Genomic DNA, 17,663 nt, shown 5'->3' on the forward strand with positions numbered 1-17,663 from the left:
GGCAGGGCAGGCGGGGCGGCCGCATCAAGCATCAAGGTGGCACGGCAGCAAGGCAGGCGGAGACGGGCCGCATGAGGCATCAGGGTAGGGCGGAGGGCGGTTAGGTGGAGGGGGCGAGGGCGTGGAGGAGGGCGATGGTGGAGCTGACGACCAGGGCGGCTAGGAGGATGCGGCGGAATTGGGTGGCGTCTATGCGGCCGAAGGCGTGGTTGCCGGCCCAGCCGCCGAGGGCGGCGGCGACCAGGCCTATGCCGATGTAGGTGGCGGCGTGGGCGTCGAGCTCGCCGGTGAGGGCGAAGCCAACGGCCCCAACTAGTCCGCCCAGGGCGAAGACTGCCGATATGGTGGCTCGGAATTGGCGGGGGTTGAGGCCCATCGCTTGGAGCACCGCGACCAGCGGGGGGCCGTTGGTGGCGGTGGCGGTGAGCAGTACGCCTGAGGCTGCGCCTGCGAGCAGGACTTTCCCGGGGGTGGGCGACATCCGCCAGCGTTTCCAGACCAGGGCGGTGCAGGCGAGGGTTACCACGGCGATGACACCGGTCAGGAAGCTGCTGGGGAGCAGTTTCAGGGCGACAAGCCCGAACGGCATGCCGAAGATGGCTGAGATGGTGAGGTCGCGGGTCGGCGGCCACTGGATGTGCTTGCGCTCGCCGGTCGCGGTCACCAGGGTCATCGCGAGACTGATCATGGAGGCGGTGACCACGGCGGTCTGCGGGTCGAGGGTTACCGCCAGCAGCGGGACTGCCACGAGCGCGAAGCCGAAGCCGGAGATCGACTGGGCGAAGGCCGCGACGCAGATAATCCCGGAAGCGATCAGGTATGTACTCAAGTGTTCCTCGCACCTATCGTGGTACAGACCGACCGGTCGGTACGTCCTGGGGCTCAGGGAAGGTAGCGCATCATGCGGGTGGCTGGAAAGACGATCGTGATCACCGGCGCGGCCGGGGGGATCGGCACGGCGCTCGCCCGCCGCTTCCACGCTGAAGGTGGCCGGCTCTGCCTCTCCGACCGGCAAGCCCCGACCGAACTGGCCGCCGAGCTTGGCGCCTTCGCGGTAGCCGCCGACGTGAGCATCGAGACCGATGTGCAGAACCTGGTGGCGGCGGCGGAAGCCGAGCTGGGTCCGATCGACCTGTTCTGTGCGAACGCCGGAGTCGCCATCGGCCACGGGCTCAACGCGACCGACGAAGACTGGGCGGTGGCCTGGTCGGTCAACGTCATGTCGCACGTTTACTCCGCCCGCGCGGTCGTTCCCGGGATGCTCGAACGCGGCCACGGCTACCTGCTGCACACGTGTTCCGCGGCAGGACTGCTCACCTCGCTGGGCGACGCGCCCTACGCGGTGACCAAACACGGCGCGGTGGCCTTCGCCGAGTGGCTCGCGGCGACCTACGGCGATCGCGGCATAGGTGTCAGCGTGCTTTGCCCGCAGGGGGTAAGGACCCCGATGCTCACCAGAGGCGTGGACGCCGGTGACCCGGCCGCCCTCGCCGTCGTGGCCGCGGGCAAGGTGATTGAGCCCGAGGAGGTGGCCGACTCGGTCATCGACGGGCTCGACGCAGAGCGGTTCCTCATCCTGCCGCATCCCGAGGTGGCGACCTTCCAGCAGCGCAAGGCCAGCGATCCCGACCGGTGGCTGGCCGGGGTGCGCAAGCTAATGAAGGTAGGACGCCCCGTTGAGGTCCAGGACTGAGCCTGACGCCCAGATCCCTTGCGGCGACGCGAGATACACGACCGCCGCGGCAACCTCCTGCGGCGTGCCGACCCTCGCGAAGGGGCTCTGTGCACGGATCTTCTCGCCGTCGGGCCCGCCGAGGCGGTCGGCCTGCCGCTCGGTGAGGATGTAGCCGGGTGCCACCGACGCCACCCCGATTCCGTAGGGGGCAACGGCTGCGGCGAGCGACTGGCCGAACGAGTGCAGCGCCGCCTTGCTCGCGCCGTAGGCCGGGTTCTCCGGCTCGCCACGGAAAGCACCGCGCGACCCGACGTTGACTATCCGCCCGCCCTCGCCCCGGGCCACCATGTGCTTGACGACGCAATGGCTCACGTTGGCCGCGCCGAAGATGTTGACGGCGAAGGTTTCCTGCCACGCGGCGACCCACTGCTCATAGGTCGACGTCACCGGCGGGTTGGCCACGCTGATCGCGGCGTTGTTGACGAGCACATCGATCTCGCCCAGCTCGCCGACGGCACGCTCCACGAGTGCCTGTGCGGCTTCCGGGTCGCGAAGGTCGGCCTGCGCGGTGGAGTGGGCGAAGACCCGATCGCCCAGCTCTTCGAAGGCGGTGACGATGGCACGGCCGATTCCCCGGGATGCCCCGGTCACGAGAACGCCACGGCTCATCTGGCGAAGACCTGGCTCTCGTCGCGGAAAGCCTTGAACTCCAAAGCGTTTCCGGCGGGGTCGAGCAGGAACATGGTCCACTGCTCACCGGCCAGGCCCTCGAAGCGGAGATAGGGCTCGATGACGAACGTTATATCTGCTTCGCGCAGCCGCGAAGCCAGCGCGTGAAAGTCGGGGATGCTCAGCAGCAGACCGAAATGCGGCACGGGCACGTCATGCCCGTCCACCGGGTTGCGGGCCCCGACGCCGGGGGCGCGGTCGACGGCGTGGGTCACCAGTTGATGGCCGTAGAAGTTCCAGTCCACCCATTCCTTGTCCGACCGGCCCTCTTCCAGCCCCAGCACCCCGCCGTAAAAGGAGCGCGCCGCTTCCAGGTCGTCCACCGGAATTGCCAGATGAAACCACGTAGTCATCGGCCTAGCTTAGGTCGGCAAGAACCACCGTGACGTTGTCGGGGGCCCCGGCTTGAAGCGCGAGTTTGACCAGCCGCTCGGCGCAGGCTTGCCGCTCGGTCACGTGGCGCAGCACCTCGGCGATGTTTTCGTCGGTGACGATGTCGGACAGGCCGTCGGAGCACAGCAGCAGCCGATCGCCGGCGCGGGTCTCCAGACTGGTCAGGCTCGCCGAGAAGGCGCGGCCCTGCACCGACGCCGTGATCAGCGACTTGTGCGGGTGGTGGCGGGCAGCTTCCGCCGTGATCAGGCCATCGTCGACCAGCGACTGGACGTAGGTGTCGTCGCGGGTCAGCTGGCGCAATTGGCCGTCGCGCAACAGGTACCCACGAGAATCTCCAATGTGGAGAAGGGACGTTTCGTCTTCACCGAAGAGGATCGCGGTGATCGTGGTGCCCATGCCTTCGGAAGTCGGGTCGGCGTCGACGACGTCCCCGATCTCGCTGTTGGCGGTTTCGATCGCGTGGCGCAGCGCGGCGGAGGCCTCGGCTTGAGGCTCCTCGTCGAGCTGAGCGAGGGCGCGAATGGCTATCCGGCTGGCGACCTCACCGGCCGGGCCGCCGCCTATGCCATCGGCCACGGCTATCACCCTATTACCGGCAAATGCCGCATCCTCGTTGTTGGGGCGGAGTAGACCCAGGTCGGTTACGACCACGGCTTGTAGGGTCACGACCCTCCTTCCCGGCCCCTAGGATCCATGCGGAGATCTTAGGGCCGGGGCGCTCCAAGCGGAAGCGCAACGCGAAGCACCAGCTCAGCGCTATTTGGTCGGCATCAGCTCGGCGGCATGGTCCATTATCGCGGCGGGTAGCTGTGGCCCGGCCGGCAGCGCGATCGGGTCACGCGCCTTAGTTACCAGCTCAACTACGGTATTGCTGAGCCGCTGCGACGTCGCCGACATCGATTCCTGTGCGGTGACGATCGCCGAAACCACCTCCGCGCGGGCCTGCTGGCCGAAGCGCACCGCCTCTTCAATCCCCTTGGCCTGCTCGTCGAGGGAGGCGGCCACCTCCATGATCGTCTCCGGCCGGATGGTCGGCGTCTGGATGATGCGGGCCAGCTGCGGCACGGCTTTGCCCGACGCGCTGGCGTAGGCAGAGAGCACGTCGTTGGCCCCGTCGGCCACCGCCTGCTGCATTTCGGCCGCCTGGTTGGCCTGCAGCAGCAGCCCCCACTGCGCGATCGTCAGCTTCATGGTGGGGATGGTGAGGTTGACCAGCAGCGCCAGCCGCTGGCCGAGTCCATAGTGGAGCGTGCGGATGTTGCGGACCTGGGGCGAGGTCGACCAGGCGACGAAGAGGCGCTGTTGGTACTCGTTGATGCGCACCTCGAGGGCCTGAACGAACTCCGTGATCCGGGAGAGCCGCTCCTCTTTGTCCCGCTTGTCGACGTCATCGGGACGGATCACGATCGAGCGCGCTTCGGCCAGGGCCTGGTCGCGGACCAGCTCCATCACCGCGATGACCCCGATGAGCTGGCCGATGGCGACCTCGTTGGCCTTGTAAAGCTCGTCGCAGAGCACCACGTTGCGGCGAAGCTGGTGCTGCTTCTCGGTCAGCGTGCCGCCGATGCGATCGAGCTGCTGCTCGACCGTGCGGGCCTCCTCGAAGAGCATTTCGACCAGGTCACGGCCCTTGCGGAAGACGCCCTTGACCGCGTCCATGAACTTGTCGAAGGTCTCCCGCACCTTCGGATCGCTCGGATCGTATTTACGGCGAAAGTTTCGCATCCGATCGTTGATCTCGTGCATGATCGCTGTCAGCTCTGGGATCTTGACCGGCCCGACCTCACGGAAGATCCGCTGCACCTGGGCATTGACCTGATCGATGGCTTGCGAGCCGAAGGTGGCCAGCTGGTCGGCGCTGGCGAGCAGAACCGGATACATCTGCTCGGCCACCGTCGCCGCCTGCGCGCGCTGCGCGGGGCTGAGCATGTCGGCGCAGACGAGCTGGGCGGGAGGCCCGCTGCGCAGGGCCGTGGCGAGGGCGCTGTCCGCGGTGCCGATGGCGGGCTGGGCGCTGCCGCCGGTCAGCGAAGTGAAGTCGATTTGCAACTCGGTGGTCATGAGCACTTCCTCGCGTCGTTGAGGCAGCCGAGCAGCGCCAGCGTCACCTCGGCGTTGGGCGGTGGGGTGGTGCGGAACTGCACGGCCAGCGGCAGATCCTTGAAATCGGTCACGTTGTTGAGGTCGAGGTGGACGCTGGATCGCATCCCGTATTTCTTCCACGCGATCGTCTGGATCTCGCGATCCTTCATGGCCTGTAGGAAGCGTTCTCCGTTGCCGTCGAGGGCGAGGATCGGATGATCGTTGTAGATGGTCGGCTCGGGATAGAGCACCCGCACCTCCTTGAGCGCGGCCGGCCCCTGCTGGGCCACGAGCTGGATGATCTGGTTCTCGTAGCCGGCGTAGAGCGGCGAGCTGAGCTCCGCGCCCTGGGTGAGCCATTGCCGGAAACCGAAGTCGGAGCTCGCTGCCTGAAGTCCTTGCGCGTCATAGAGAGCCCGCAACGTGGGCAGCGCCGCCTTGGCCTCGGCCAGGTTGGGGGCCTTGAACACGTCCGCGGTCGCCACGATGGTTAGCTCCAGCTGGGTCATGGTGAAGCCGCTGTTGGACTTGGCCGGGTCGGTGCTGGCCACCTTGATCGGCCCGCTGAGACCCTTGGCCTTCACCGAATCCCACGCCTTGCCCTTGAGGATGAATTCGAGCAGGAGGCGCTTCATGTCCACCACGTAGTGCTTGCCGTCGCGCTGTGCCACGATTCCCTCGCGCACCAGCGCGTCGGTCCCGTTGGGCCCGGCGTAGATGACCTCCGGCGACTGCAGCACGGTTTCGGCACGATATTGCGGGAACTCTCCGCGGTGCAGGCTCTCGAAAACGCTCTGGGCGCTGGCGCTGCCGGGCCACAGGCAGTTGAGTTTGCGCTTGCGCAACTCGTCGGCGCTCAGCTGCACCTGGTCGTAGGAGCCCAGCGGGCTGAACGTCACGGTGATGCCGAACTTCTCCTTGAGCACCCGGCGCACCGACTCGTCCGCCATCAGCTCGCTCTTCTCCGACCCGCCGACACAGGCGACCGAGATCGGCTCGGCGGGCTTGGCCTCCTGCGGCTTAGTGAGGAAGTAGGCCGTCCCCACCGACACCGCCAGCACCAGGCCGAGCCCGATGAGGAATCGTGGACTGGGCATTCTCACTTTTCGGCTCCTAAGTCGGGAAGTTGTGGCGGAGCAACGGTTTCAAGGTTTGCCTGGTACTGGGCCAGCTCCCCGGAGTTGACCAGACGCAAACTGTCGACGGTGAACTCGGTGAACCGCTGGATGGCAATCTCCCCGCCGCGCATCAGCTCGGCCGGGTTCTTGTAGAAGTCGGGCTTGCGCTGGATGTCCAAGTACTGCTCGACGACTCCGGCCAGGCTCGTCAGATGCCCGCCGAGCGAGCTGGCGCTGGAGTAGAGGTTGTTCGGCGACGTCTTGCGGACCCGGGTCAGCAGTTCTGGCACGTATTCGCAAGCCTGCTGCAGCGAGTGCTTGACGCTGGGCGAGAGCACCTGAGCGGTGATGCCGCGGATCTGGCGCACGGTTCGCAGCGCCTCCTCGACCTTGCGGTTGGCGTCCTCCGCGTATTCGCCGTCGCGGACCTGGGCCGGGGTGCGGTCGTCGAGCATCAGGTAGAGGCCGAGCGCGGCGAGCGCAGCGAGCAGCGGCGACCACAGCAGGCTATGGGTCATCAGGAACAGCACTGCGAAGACCCCGACCGCGGTCGCCAGCGACGCCGGCGCGGCCAGCTTTGCGCGCATCAGCGGTACCCGGCGGCGTTGCGCAGCGCGGCGACCAGATCGTCCTGCCGGAAGAAGCTGCCGCCGGTCGCCTTGGCCACCTCTTCCAGCTGGTCCGGGTCCGCGTCGTCGCCGAAGGCCAGGGCGATCACTGGTACCCCCAACGACTTGAGGTCGGCCAAGGCGCGATCGCGGCCGGCGCGGTCGGACTGGCCGTCGCTCATCACGATGACCAAACCCTTGCGGCCGGATTCGAGGCCGCGCAGCGCGGTCGCCGCACCGATCAGACATTGGTACATGTTCGTGCCGCCCCCGGCCGCGTGAGCCTGGATCTTCTGGGTGAGGCCGTGCATCTGCGCCGAATCGGCGCCGTCCACCGTCCACGGGCTGCCGCCGGTGACCGTGCTGTTGAAGAGCGTGACCGTGGTGCGGTCCTTCGGCCCGGTCTGCAACAGGTTCAGCCGTGCCTGGTCCTGGTCGAAGACCTGGGTGGCCGCGGCTTTGATCCCGTCCCAGCCGCCGTTCTCGTTCATCGAGCCGCTCGAGTCGAGGCAGTAGTAGACGGTCACCGGCTTGCGGTAGCTGGTCTGGTATCGGTCAAGCGCGGCCTGGATCACCGTTGCCGACGGATACTGGATCCCCTGCTCCTTCAGGTTGGCCTGGATGCCCCACTCCGGGTTGAACACGGTCAGGTCGGGGTTGTCCATGCTCAGCCCGATGCTGGTGGCGGGACGCCGGCCCAGCCGCAGCAGAGCCGATTTCGCGCCCGCGTCGCCCAGCAGGTGTGCCTGAAGCTCGTTGAGCATCTTGCGCCGGTTCGCGTCGAACTCGCCGCCGGAGGCCCGGAAGCCAAGCGGCGCATCGCTGATCGCCAGTGACCCGCGCGGGTAGACGGCGTAGAGCGGCTCACGCCCGGCTTTGACCAGCTCATGGTTCTTCTCGATGACCAGGTCCTCGTAGGTGAAGAACGTTTTACAGCGCGCTGGCGTGGCGATGCACTCGTTCATCAGCGTGCCGGTGGAGGGCGGTGTCTCCGCCATGGCCCGCACAAAGCGCTGCGTGCCCTCCTCGACGGCGGGCGAGTCGAGCTGTTGCTGGGTCAGCGGCTGGCCCGGACCGTTGCCGGCGAAATGGTTCATGAATCCAAACAGGACAGTCGCGCCCGAGTTCGACTGGGTGGGATTGGCCACGCGCACCGTGGTCTTGCCCGACTCCACAGCGGTGAGGATGTCCGCGATCGACACGTTATCGCGGCCGACGAAGTCAAGGCGCTGCATCTCACTGCGCCAGCCCGCGTAGACGATGGGCGTGAGGAACATGGACTTGACGTCCTGCAGCGCACCGCCTTTGTCGCCCAGCTGAAGGAAAACGCTACTGGCGAACCAATAAGCGTCATAGTCGGCACTGCCCGCGCTCAGCAGCCGCGCCTGGTCGACCGAGCCCTTGAGGGTGAACCGGCAGTCGTATTTTTTGGCTTCACACCAGGGTTTGACCACGGTGTTGAGCACGGCCTCCTGCTCGGAACCGGCGACGAGGCGAAGCGTCGATCCTGAGATCGGCTTCTCCCCGTCGTCGGTGCAGGCCGACGTAAGCATTACGGCAATCGTCGCTGTCGCCGCGAGTAGCGCTCTGATCGTCACACACTCGTTGGTAGCAGCCGCATGCCACCAACTAATAGGCAAACGTCAGTCAAACGGAAGGTGAACAACTACAGCTTGGTGATGCGCACAGCGTCCGCTATCACGTATCCGGTGGTGGAGGTCCACCGGCTGACGCCTACTACGTTATAGTCCCCGGCCGCGAGGGTGAAGGTGCCTAGACTGCGCCACTGCCCGCCATTGACCCGCTGGTCCACACTGACGCTCTGGTTGCCGCCACTGGTGACAATGACGTGGGGGGCCGCGCTGTTGTAGCCGGAGTTGGCCGGGTACCACACCTCGACGCGATAGCTGCCCGTGCTTGGGATCGCCGTCCGGAACCAGGCGGGATCGCTTGCGGCTACAGGGTTGGCGAAGCGATAGTCGACCCCGAACCGCTGCGCCGAGAAGGACGACGAGCCCCAATTGGCGCTTGCGGTGGTGGGTCCATCGATGGTCACTTGGAACGGGCCGGTGCCCGGCGCGGAAACGCGGCCGACGCTGACCGGGCTTTCGTAGTGCAGCCGGTCCAATGCGGTCACATAGTAGGTATACGTGGTCCCGGCCGCGGCCGTGGTATCGGTATAGCTCTTGCTCCGGGTGGTTTTGATGAGGTTGCGCGCATCGGCGAAGGAACACTCGTCCACCGCGCCGGTGAGGCGATAGACGGCGAATTCGGTCCCGCTGCCCGACCAGGTGAGCGAAACTCCATTGGCCACCCGGGTCGCGGCGGTGATGCTCGGCGCGGCCGGGGCCGAGCCGGGGCCGTAGGCGGGGACCAGGGCCGGCTTCGAATAGTGGTCGGTCACCATCCGGTTGACCGCACCTATCCGGTTGGCCTCGATGTCCTTCGCGCTGAAGAAGACGTCGCCTTTCACCTCCGGCCGGTTGCGGTTGTAGAAAAGGTGATCGGTGAGCTCGGCCGGGTCCTGCCAGGCGGCGTCCTGTCCGGACGCGCCCGAGCGGTAGGCGGCTTGCCCCACATAAAGGTGCACGTTGGTCGGGGCGACCACGCCGGCCCACCAGTCGATCAGGGTCGCGTAGTCGGCCGTGGAAAAGCCGATGTGCCAATAGATCTGCGGGTTGATGTAGTCGATCCAGCCCTGCTGCACCCATTTGCGGCTGTCGGCGTATATAGCGTCATAGGACTGCAGCCCGCTGGTCTGCGAGCCTGCCGCATCGGTGCTCGCGTTGCGCCAGATGCCGAAGGGGCTGATGCCGAATTTCACCCATGGCTTGGCGGTGTGGATGCGCTGTCCCATCTCCTGCACCATGAGGTTGACGTTGTTGCGTCGCCAGTCATGGACGGTGCTGAAGCCCGCGCCGTAGGTGGCATAGGTGGCCGAGTCCGGGATGGTCTGCCCGCTGACCGGGTAGGGATAGAAGTAGTCGTCGAAGTGAACTCCGTCGACGTCGTAGCGGGTCACCGCGTCCATCATGGCGTCCTCGACAAAATCCCGCACCGCCGGGATGCCCGGGTTGTAGTAGAGCTTGCCGCCGTATGCAAAGCGCCAGCTCGGGTTCTGCCGCGCGGGATGGCTCGCCACCAGCTGTGCTGGATCGTCGTGGTTGGCTATCCGGTACGGGTTGAACCAAGCATGGAACTCAAGGTTGCGCGAATGGGCCTCGGCCACCATGAACGCCATCGGGTCGTAACCGGGGTTGGTGCCCTGGGAACCGGTGAGCCAGTTGGACCACGGCTCAAAGGGCGAGGGCCAGAACGCGTCCGCGGTCGGCCGGACCTGCACCACGACGGCGTTCATCCGCTTGGCCACCGCGAGGTCGAGCCAGGACCGGAATTCGGCCTGCTGGGTCGCCACGCTCAAGCCGGTCTGGCTCGGCCAGTCGATGTTCGCGACGCTTGCCACCCACATCGCCCGGAACTGCTGCTTGGGGGTGGCCGGGGCGGGCGTGCACACGGCCGCTTGAACAGCGCCCGACGGTACCAAAAGGACGCTGGCGATCAGCCCCGCCGCCATAGACAACCTCAAGAGCTTCATGGAAAGAAAGTTTCAACGTCCAGACATCGAAGCGCAATGGGTCTTCAGTGATTCTTTGACATTTGTTATCGTGCCGACGTGAAGATTTCACGCTTAGTCATCGCGGCCACTGCGCTGGCCGTGGTGACCATCCCTGCCCCGGCGGGCGCAAGCACCCCGGTGCACGATGAACAGATCACCTACCAGTCCTGGGAGTCTTATCAGGACTGGCGCGGCGGCACGCACGAGGGGACCTTCGCGATCCCGGGCGTTCGAACCGGCATCACGATGCTGCGGCCGCAGGGCACCACCGAATATCTCGACCCCCACACGGGTGTCAGCAAGACCTGGAACTACTCCACCTGGACGTCCCCGGTTACCAGCGTGGGCTTCCAGGCCAGCGAGCTGGTCGCGTCGTGGAACGCCAACACACCGGCGGGCACGTGGATCCAGATCGAGCTCCAGGGCACCTACAACACGGGCGGGCTCACCCCCTGGTACGTCATGGGCCGCTGGGCCGAAGGCGATCAGGACATCATGCGGACCAGCAAGAACCGCCAGGGTGACCCGTGGTCGACGATCTGGACCGATACGTTCTCGATCGACGACGTGGCCAACGGCGTGATGCTGGAGAAGTACCAGCTCAAGCTCACGCTGTATCGCGCTCCGGGCCAGTGGCAGTCGCCGCGGGTCTGGATGCTCGGTGCGATGAGTTCGTACGTCCCGGACAGGTTCACGGTCGCGCCGAGCGCCGGCCACATCGCCTGGGGCACCGAGCTGGCCGTCCCGCGCTACTCCCAGAACATCCACTCCGGCCACTACCCCGAGTACGACGGCGGTGGCGCGGCCTGGTGCTCGCCAACGTCAACGGAGATGGTGGTCGAGTACTGGGGCCGGGGACCGTCCGAAGAGGACACCTCGTGGGTGGTTCCGGAGTACCCGGACCACACCGTGAACCATGCCGCGCGCATGGTTTACGACTACCAGTACGACGGCGCGGGCAACTGGCCCTTCAACACCGCCTACGCGGCGTCGTTCCCGGGGCTGGACGCCAAGGTGACCCGGCTGCACTCCCTCGACGAAGTAGAACGTTTCGTCAAGGCGGGCATCCCGATCGTGGTCAGCATCTCGTTCCTCTCCTTGGAGATGGACGGCGCCAACTACAGCACCAGCGGTCACCTGTTCGTCATCATCGGTTTCACCGATACCGGTGATGTCATCATCAACGACCCGGCGTCGTCGTCAAATGACGTGGTACGCAACGTCTACCCGCGTCACCAGGTCGAAACCGCTTGGCAGCGAACCAAGCGGATCAACGCGAGCGGCGGTGTCTCGGGCGGTCCGGGCGGCGTCGCCTACCTGATCAAGCCGTGGTGGAAGCCATGGCCGCGTGTCCCGGGATCCAGCAACTGGTAAAAAGGACTCGTGGAAAAGTCGACGTGCCAGGTCTGGTGGGCTGCCCCCGGCCTGGCACGTTCTTGGCACGAAGACCTGCTCACCCCGCCTGAGCGGGAGCGCATGGTGCGCCTGCGCCGCCACGAGGACAAGCAGCGGCTCATGATCGGCAACGCCCTGCTGCGATTGACGATCGCTCAGGCCGCGGGTTGCCCGGTCGGCGAGGTCGTCATCGATCGCAGCTGCCCCGATTGCGAAAAGCCACATGGCAAGCCGACGGTGGTCGGACATGACCTGCACGTCTCGGTGTCCCACTCGGGCAACCGGGTCGCCGTGGCGCTGACCCGGGTGGCACAGGTCGGCATCGATGTGGAGCAGGTCGACCCGCGGGTTCACGTGAACGAGCTGCTGGCCAACATCCTTTCCCCCGACGAGATCGCCACCGACATGGACTTCTTCACGCGCTGGGCGCGAAAAGAAGCCGTGCTCAAAGCCACCGGCCTTGGCCTGCGGATGCCGATGTCCAAGCTCACCCTCGGCCCGCAGGGGCTGATCGGTTTCGACCGCCCCTGCGTGCTGCGCGACCTGCAACCCGGCCCGGGTTATTGCGCCGCGGTGGCGGTGCTCACCGACGCGCCGATCGAGATCGACGAACGCGACGGATCATGGCTGCTCGATCGCGGCGACGATGCCTGAAATTGTTGGGTGATCGAAGAAGACGTGCAGCGGCACGGCTAATCCGCGTTTGCGCAGCCGTGACGAGATCCTGGTGACGGTCAGCGAATGACCGCCGAGATCGAAGAGACTGTCGTCGGCCCCGATGTCGCTGCGCCCCAGCACCTCCGACCACACCTGGTAGACCTGCTCGGCCAGGCCGGTGAAGGCTGTCCCGGCCGGCTGCTCGACGGGAGCGGCCGCCAGCGCCGATCGGTCGAGCTTGCCGTTGGGGGTCAACGGAAGCGCGGCCAGGGAGAGGAACCTCGACGGCACCATGTAGGCCGGAAGCGCCTGCGCCAGATGCTCTTTGAGCCCCTCGACCGGCCCGACCACGTAGGCCGTGAGCTCGGGGTCGGCCACCACCGCGGCCGCTCGCACGCCGGGATAGTCCAGCAGCTGGCTCTGGATTTCGCCTAGCTCTATCCGGTACCCACGAAGCTTGATCTGATCGTCAAAACGCCCTATCCATTCGAGCTGGCCGTCGGCGAGCAGGCGCACCCGGTCTCCAGTGCGGTAGAGCCTTCCCCATTCGGTTGGCACGAAGCGTTCCTCGTTGAGGGCGGGCCGGTCGAGGTAGCCGTGGGCCAGCCCGCGCCCGCCGATACACAGCTCGCCCGCGATCCCGATCGGCACCGCACGCAACTGGCCGTCGAGCACGTGCAGGTCGGTGTTGGGCAGCGGACGGCCGATTGTCACGGTGGCCCCGTCGAGCCGTGCCATCGTCGACCAGACCGTGGTTTCGGTTGGGCCGTAGAGGTTCCAGAGTTGGGCCGAACACCCGCGCAGCCGCTTGGCCAGCGGCTGCGGCAACGCCTCCGCCCCGGCGATGGCGATCACGCCGGGCTCGTCGAAACCGGCCTCCAGCAAACGCTGCCAGGTCGACGGCGTCACGTGAACGTGTGTCACGGCACAGCCTCGGATGAGTTTGAGCAGCTTCTCCGCGTCGCGGGTCTCCTGCTCACCGGCCAGCACCACGGTGCCTCCGCTGATCAGCGGCAGCCACAGCTCCGGGACCGACATGTCGAACGAATACGACGCCGTGGCGAGCCAGACCCCCGCGCCGAGGGCATCGCGCAGGCAATGCAGCAGGTTGACCACTGAGCCGTGGCCCACCTGCACCCCCTTGGGACGCCCGGTCGAGCCCGAGGTGTAGATGACGTAGGCCAGATCCTCCGGATTCCTTGCGCCGCCGGGCAACTGCACGATGCCGGCTTCGGTCAGCAGCGCCGCGGGTGCGGCATCGGAAAGGAGCAATGACTGTCGCGACGCCGGGTAGTCCGGATCGATTGGCACATAAGCGGCTCCGGCCAGCCACACGCCTAGCAGCTTGGCCACCAGGTCAGGGCTGCGGTGCATGCGCACCGCGACCCGGTCGCCGGGCCTGATTCCGCGTTCCCGCAACGCCGCCGCGGTCTCCCCGGCTGAAGCCACGAGTTCGGCGTAGGTCAATGTCCCAGTCGTGCCGGTCACGGCAACGGTTTCGGGGGTGCGTGCCGCCTGCTGTGTCACCAGCTCGTGCACAGTTTGCGGCCCGGGATACTCCCGCCGCGGGCCGGCGAGGTGCGAAACCTTGCCCGCGTAAGGCACGCCGTCGGCCAGCGCGCTGATCTCGCCCAGATACTCCTGGGCGATCTGCTCGACATATGGCCGGGCGATGGCTTCCGGGTCGAAGTGAAGGCGGGCTTGGATAGTTGTCCCATCGTCGACCATCTGCACGTGCAGAGCGTTGCGGGCCGTGCCGTGGAAGGCCATCCAGTCCACCGCCGCGGACAGGCCGTGAAACGTGACGTCGGGGGCGCGCCGCCGGTAGCTGATCGAAACCGGGGCCATCGCCAGCCGCGGGCTCAGGCCGCTCACCGCTTGCGAAATCGGCACCCGCCGCACCTGATAGAGCTCGCGCAGATCGTCGCCGGGGAACACCGGCAACTCGTTGACGTAGAGCCCGATCGCGTCCTGGGTGGCCGGGGTACGGGTGCCCAGATCTATCGCGATGACCGGCTCGGCGTTTCCGTACCGGGTCAGGAGTGCTTGCAGCGCAGCGAAAAGCACGTCGAACTTGACGTGCGCCAGCTCGAAGTCGAAGCACTCGCCCGCCCGCGCGGTGCGCACCTGCCCGGACAGCCCCGGCAGCACCACCTCCTGCGGCTCCCGCCAGCGCGCCGCCCAATAATGCTTCGCCAACGCGACATCGCCCGGCTCGGGCTCACTGAACCCCAGCGGCGCCAGCTGCTCCCCGGCATAGGCCTTGGCCAGATCGCGCAGGAGAATATCCTTCGATGTCCCGTCGAAGACGAGATGATGCGCCTCAAAGCGCAGCAGATGCCGCTGCGGTGCCAGCTCCACCAGGCTGTAGTCGAAATGCCCACCGCCGTCTGGCCGCAGCTGCAGCACGCCGTCGACCTCATCAAAGTCGCAGCCCAGGATCGGATGCCGGATCAGCATGGCCGCACATGCCCGCAGCATGGCCGCGCGGTCCAGTGGGCCGTCGAAGACGACCGGCAGCGGCATGCGATAGGCCGACCCGGCGATCCCCAGCCTTTCGGTCAGCCACATCCCATGCTGGAACGGGGAGGCCTCAATCATCTCAGCTCCTTGCCAACGTAATCGGTGAGCATCCGGGCGATCGACTCCATCGTCGACCGGTCGAATGCGTAGTCATTCCAAAGCAACCAGGCCGTCAAGCGCCCGTCGGGCTGCTCCACCACGGCCAGCTCCGGCGCCTGCAGATCCGGCCCGCCGTCGGGGGTCGGCCACTCCGCGTCCAGCGCCCTGGGCAGGTCGAACTGTTCCGAAACCAGGCCCGGCAGGTGCGCCTGCCCGGCCCAGTTCTCCACGCGCAGGAAGGAGGCCCCGGGGTGGCGGTCGTAGAACGTGGCGAAAGGGTGGAACTGGTGGTCCAGCCCACCGAGGGCCGCTCGTCGCACCCGGGCCAGCAGATCGGGGAAACCCGGATCGTCACCGGTGTCCACGCGCAGCAGCATCGACTGCACCAGACAGCCGATGAGCGCTTCCGAGCCCGGTTTTGCTCTTCCGGGTACCGGGGTCAGCAGCACGATGTCGGTCAGCCCGCTCGCCCGCGTGAGCACCGCCGACCAGGCCGCGGCCAGTGCCATGAACATGGTCGCCCCGTGCCGGGCGGCCTTGTCCCGCAACGGTTTTGCCTCACCCAGGTCGAGTTCGAGCTGTGCGCTGCGCATCCGCTTCGCCACCTGCCGCCCGCGGAACGGGTCGAGGTGGCTGGGTGCCCCGTCCAAAGTGGACTCCCAATAGGGCAGGTTGCCCCGCCACTGCTGCCTCGTCCACGTCACGTATTCGCGGTAGTCCCCTCGCGGCCGCAACGGCGAACCCGAATACGCCAACCCCAGCTCGTGCAGCAGCACGCCCATCGAAGCGCCGTCGAAAACCAGGTGGTGCACGGCCAGCCCGATCAGGTGATCCTCCTCGCCCAGCCGCACCACGGCCGAGCGCACCAGCGGGCCGTTCCTCAGATCGAAGCGCCCCTCGCGATCGCTGCGCAGCAGCTGCGCCCCCTCCTGCACGCCGCCGGCCTCGGTGACGGTGACCTCGGGCGGACAGTGTTCCAGGATCCGAGGGGTCCGCCCGTCGAACACCATCCGCAGCGCCTCGTGCCCGCGCACCACCTCGCCCAGCGCCCACCCGAACCGGTCCGCGTCAAACCCATCGCGCACCCTGATCCCCACACTGATCGGTCCCGCGTCCCGGGTCTGCTCCCCCGCATACATCCACGCAAGCAAACTCTCCTGCGTCGCCGTCAACTCCACCCCGCCCGCCGCACCCACCCCGCGCGCGGAGGGGGCGGGCGCGGAGGCGGGGGTGGGCAGGGCCGTTGCGAGGGAGGCGAGGGTTGGGGTGGCGAAGATTTGGGAGACGGGCACATCGAGTAGGGCGGCGAGGCGGGTGGCGGAGAGCGAGTCGCCGCCGAGGGCGAAGAAGTCGTCGGCTAGGCCTATCTCGGAGACGTTGAGGAGCTGTTGCCACGCGGCGGCTACGGCCAGCTCGGCGGGGGTCTGCGGAGGCAGTGAGCGGGGGCGGGCCTCGAACAAGGCCCGCAATGACCGCTTCAGGATCTTGCCGGAGTCGTTGCGGGGCAAGCTGTCCAGCGTGAGAACCCGGGTCGGCAGCTCGTGCGGAGCGAGCCTGAGCGCGAGGAAGGCGCGCACGTCGAAGGACGCCCGAGTCACCACGGCCGCGCCCAGGGTGGCGCCCATGACCGGATGGGGCAGGCCCACCACCGCCGCCTCGACCACCGAGGGATGCTCGTAGAGAGCGTGTTCGATGCGCAAGGTGGACACCTTGTGCGCCCCGGACTTGACTACGTCTGCGTCGCGATCGGTCAGGTAGAGGTACCCGTCGGGGTCGAGATAGCCGACATCTCCCATCCGCACCCAGCCGTCCTGAAACGTCGCCTCGGTGGCCATCGCGTCGCCGTAGTAGGACCGGGGCTTGGTGGGCGAACGTAGCCACACCTGACCGGTCGGGTCCACGCGGATGTCGCCCGAGGGACGGCCGATCGCGTCAGGCCGCGACGGGTCATAGATCATCGTGGTGAAGGCCGGCGCGGCCTCGGTCGAGGTGTAGGTGTTGATCAGGGTGGCTTCTGGATACGCCGCCGAAAGCCGTTGCGCCACAGCCGGAGGCAGCGGAGCGGCCGAGGAGGCGATCAGCTCGACCTCGTCGAGCGGATGCCCACCGTCGAGCAACGCGACCGCCATCGCCGGAACCAGGAAGATCGAGGAGACCCCGAACCCGGACACCAGCCGGGCGAAACCGGGCGCATCAAATCGTGATTGGACAATCGACGTGGGCCGGGCCACCAGTGCGGTCATGAGCATGGTCTGCGCTGCGTTGGTACCCAACGGAAAGGCATGTAAGAAATAGCGGGAGTGCTCCAGCCGGCCCAGCCCGAAGGTGAGGTTGGCGTGGGTGGCGCTGACGCCCTTGGGGGTGCCGGTGGTACCAGACGTATAGATGATCTGAGCCAGCTCGCCGGGAGAAACCGCCAGGCCGAGCGGACGGCTCGAACCGGTGGCGGGCACCGAGCGCAGCGTCAGCCGGGCACCACAATGCGCAAGCGCCTCGCGGACACGGGCCGGGGGCAACGACGCGGAAAGCGGAACCGCCACGGCGCCAATGGAAGTCACCGCCACGAAGGCGATCGCATAGTCGATCCAGGAGGAGAAGACCAGCCCGACACGGTCGCCATGGTGCACCCCTTGCGCCGTCAGGTCCTGTGCGGCCGCACTGGCGCGAGCCTGCCACTGTGCCGCGGTAAGGCGGTGCTCGCCGTCCACCAGGAGCGCGACATGGTCCGGCTCTGCCGCCGCGCGGGCGGACAGCAGAGCCGGCAC

At 67.0% G+C, this 17,663-nt stretch carries 14 protein-coding genes; 3 read left to right on the forward strand and 11 right to left on the reverse strand.

Going from position 1 to position 17,663, the window contains the following annotated elements:
- Window positions 1–100 precede the first annotated feature (100 nt).
- Window positions 101–829 carry a sulfite exporter TauE/SafE family protein gene (locus Rhe02_RS20965; RefSeq protein WP_203909992.1) on the reverse strand — a complete coding sequence of 243 codons (729 nt, stop codon included), beginning with the start codon at window positions 827–829 and terminating at the stop codon, window positions 101–103.
- 72 nt (window positions 830–901) lie between these two features.
- Between Rhe02_RS20965 and Rhe02_RS20970 the strand changes: the two genes are divergently transcribed.
- Window positions 902–1,693, forward strand: coding sequence for an SDR family oxidoreductase (locus tag Rhe02_RS20970; RefSeq protein WP_203909993.1), 792 nt, complete (start codon window positions 902–904; stop codon window positions 1,691–1,693).
- On the opposite strand, the gene Rhe02_RS20975 is transcribed toward Rhe02_RS20970, so the two are convergent.
- The 8 genes from Rhe02_RS20975 to Rhe02_RS21010 form a co-directional block, all read right to left on the reverse strand.
- On the reverse strand, window positions 1,655–2,344 hold the full coding sequence (locus tag Rhe02_RS20975; RefSeq protein WP_203909994.1) for an SDR family NAD(P)-dependent oxidoreductase: 690 nt from the start codon (window positions 2,342–2,344) through the stop codon (window positions 1,655–1,657). The genes Rhe02_RS20970 and Rhe02_RS20975 overlap by 39 nt on opposite strands.
- Window positions 2,341–2,757: a VOC family protein gene (locus Rhe02_RS20980; protein ID WP_203909995.1), complete on the reverse strand. Its 417-nt coding sequence runs from the start codon at window positions 2,755–2,757 to the stop codon at window positions 2,341–2,343. The genes Rhe02_RS20975 and Rhe02_RS20980 overlap by 4 nt, the downstream gene beginning before the upstream one ends.
- Window positions 2,758–2,761: 4 nt before the next feature.
- On the reverse strand, window positions 2,762–3,466 hold the full coding sequence (locus tag Rhe02_RS20985) for a PP2C family protein-serine/threonine phosphatase (protein ID WP_203909996.1): 705 nt from the start codon (window positions 3,464–3,466) through the stop codon (window positions 2,762–2,764).
- A 90-nt stretch (window positions 3,467–3,556) separates the two neighbouring features.
- Window positions 3,557–4,861 (reverse strand): toxic anion resistance protein, encoded by a 1,305-nt coding sequence (locus Rhe02_RS20990; protein WP_203909997.1) that lies wholly within the window; start codon window positions 4,859–4,861, stop codon window positions 3,557–3,559.
- On the reverse strand, window positions 4,858–5,985 hold the full coding sequence (locus tag Rhe02_RS20995) for a hypothetical protein (RefSeq protein ID WP_203909998.1): 1,128 nt from the start codon (window positions 5,983–5,985) through the stop codon (window positions 4,858–4,860). Before Rhe02_RS20995 ends, Rhe02_RS20990 begins: the two co-directional genes overlap by 4 nt.
- A complete protein-coding gene (locus Rhe02_RS21000; RefSeq protein ID WP_203909999.1) occupies window positions 5,982–6,587 on the reverse strand; it encodes a 5-bromo-4-chloroindolyl phosphate hydrolysis family protein in 606 nt (201 codons plus the stop codon). The genes Rhe02_RS20995 and Rhe02_RS21000 overlap by 4 nt, the downstream gene beginning before the upstream one ends.
- Complete coding sequence (locus Rhe02_RS21005) at window positions 6,587–8,206, reverse strand: vWA domain-containing protein (protein WP_239123951.1); 1,620 nt, start codon at window positions 8,204–8,206, stop codon at window positions 6,587–6,589. The genes Rhe02_RS21000 and Rhe02_RS21005 overlap by 1 nt, the downstream gene beginning before the upstream one ends.
- A gap of 68 nt (window positions 8,207–8,274) precedes the next feature.
- Window positions 8,275–10,203 (reverse strand): family 10 glycosylhydrolase, encoded by a 1,929-nt coding sequence (locus Rhe02_RS21010; RefSeq protein WP_203910000.1) that lies wholly within the window; start codon window positions 10,201–10,203, stop codon window positions 8,275–8,277.
- A 78-nt stretch (window positions 10,204–10,281) separates the two neighbouring features.
- Here Rhe02_RS21010 and Rhe02_RS21015 point away from each other — a divergent pair, with 78 nt between their 5' ends.
- Complete coding sequence (locus tag Rhe02_RS21015) at window positions 10,282–11,598, forward strand: C39 family peptidase (protein ID WP_203910001.1); 1,317 nt, start codon at window positions 10,282–10,284, stop codon at window positions 11,596–11,598.
- A 9-nt stretch (window positions 11,599–11,607) separates the two neighbouring features.
- Entirely contained in the window at window positions 11,608–12,273 is a 666-nt protein-coding gene (locus Rhe02_RS21020; protein ID WP_203910002.1) for a 4'-phosphopantetheinyl transferase family protein, read from the forward strand.
- Here Rhe02_RS21020 and Rhe02_RS21025 read toward each other — a convergent pair.
- Both Rhe02_RS21025 and Rhe02_RS21030 read right to left on the reverse strand, forming a co-directional pair.
- Window positions 12,241–14,877: an amino acid adenylation domain-containing protein gene (locus Rhe02_RS21025; protein ID WP_203910003.1), complete on the reverse strand. Its 2,637-nt coding sequence runs from the start codon at window positions 14,875–14,877 to the stop codon at window positions 12,241–12,243. The two genes, Rhe02_RS21020 and Rhe02_RS21025, sit on opposite strands and share 33 nt — an antisense overlap.
- Window positions 14,874–17,663 (reverse strand): class I adenylate-forming enzyme family protein, encoded by a 2,790-nt coding sequence (locus tag Rhe02_RS21030; protein ID WP_203910004.1) that lies wholly within the window; start codon window positions 17,661–17,663, stop codon window positions 14,874–14,876. The genes Rhe02_RS21025 and Rhe02_RS21030 overlap by 4 nt, the downstream gene beginning before the upstream one ends.

The sequence above is a fragment of the Rhizocola hellebori genome (assembly GCF_016862955.1).
GTDB lineage: Bacteria > Actinomycetota > Actinomycetes > Mycobacteriales > Micromonosporaceae > Rhizocola > Rhizocola hellebori.

Excerpts from the sequence above, each read along its gene's own strand:
- Rhe02_RS20990 (WP_203909997.1), bottom strand. The coding sequence starts at position 4,861 with ATGACCACCGAGTTGCAAATCGACTTCACTTCGCTGACCGGCGGCAGC.
- Rhe02_RS20970 (WP_203909993.1), top strand. The coding sequence starts at position 902 with ATGCGGGTGGCTGGAAAGACGATCGTGATCACCGGCGCGGCCGGGGGG.
- Rhe02_RS20980 (WP_203909995.1), bottom strand. The coding sequence starts at position 2,757 with ATGACTACGTGGTTTCATCTGGCAATTCCGGTGGACGACCTGGAAGCG.
- Rhe02_RS21010 (WP_203910000.1), bottom strand. The coding sequence starts at position 10,203 with ATGAAGCTCTTGAGGTTGTCTATGGCGGCGGGGCTGATCGCCAGCGTC.
- Rhe02_RS21000 (WP_203909999.1), bottom strand. The coding sequence starts at position 6,587 with ATGCGCGCAAAGCTGGCCGCGCCGGCGTCGCTGGCGACCGCGGTCGGG.
- Rhe02_RS20975 (WP_203909994.1), bottom strand. The coding sequence starts at position 2,344 with ATGAGCCGTGGCGTTCTCGTGACCGGGGCATCCCGGGGAATCGGCCGT.
- Rhe02_RS21025 (WP_203910003.1), bottom strand. The coding sequence starts at position 14,877 with ATGATTGAGGCCTCCCCGTTCCAGCATGGGATGTGGCTGACCGAAAGG.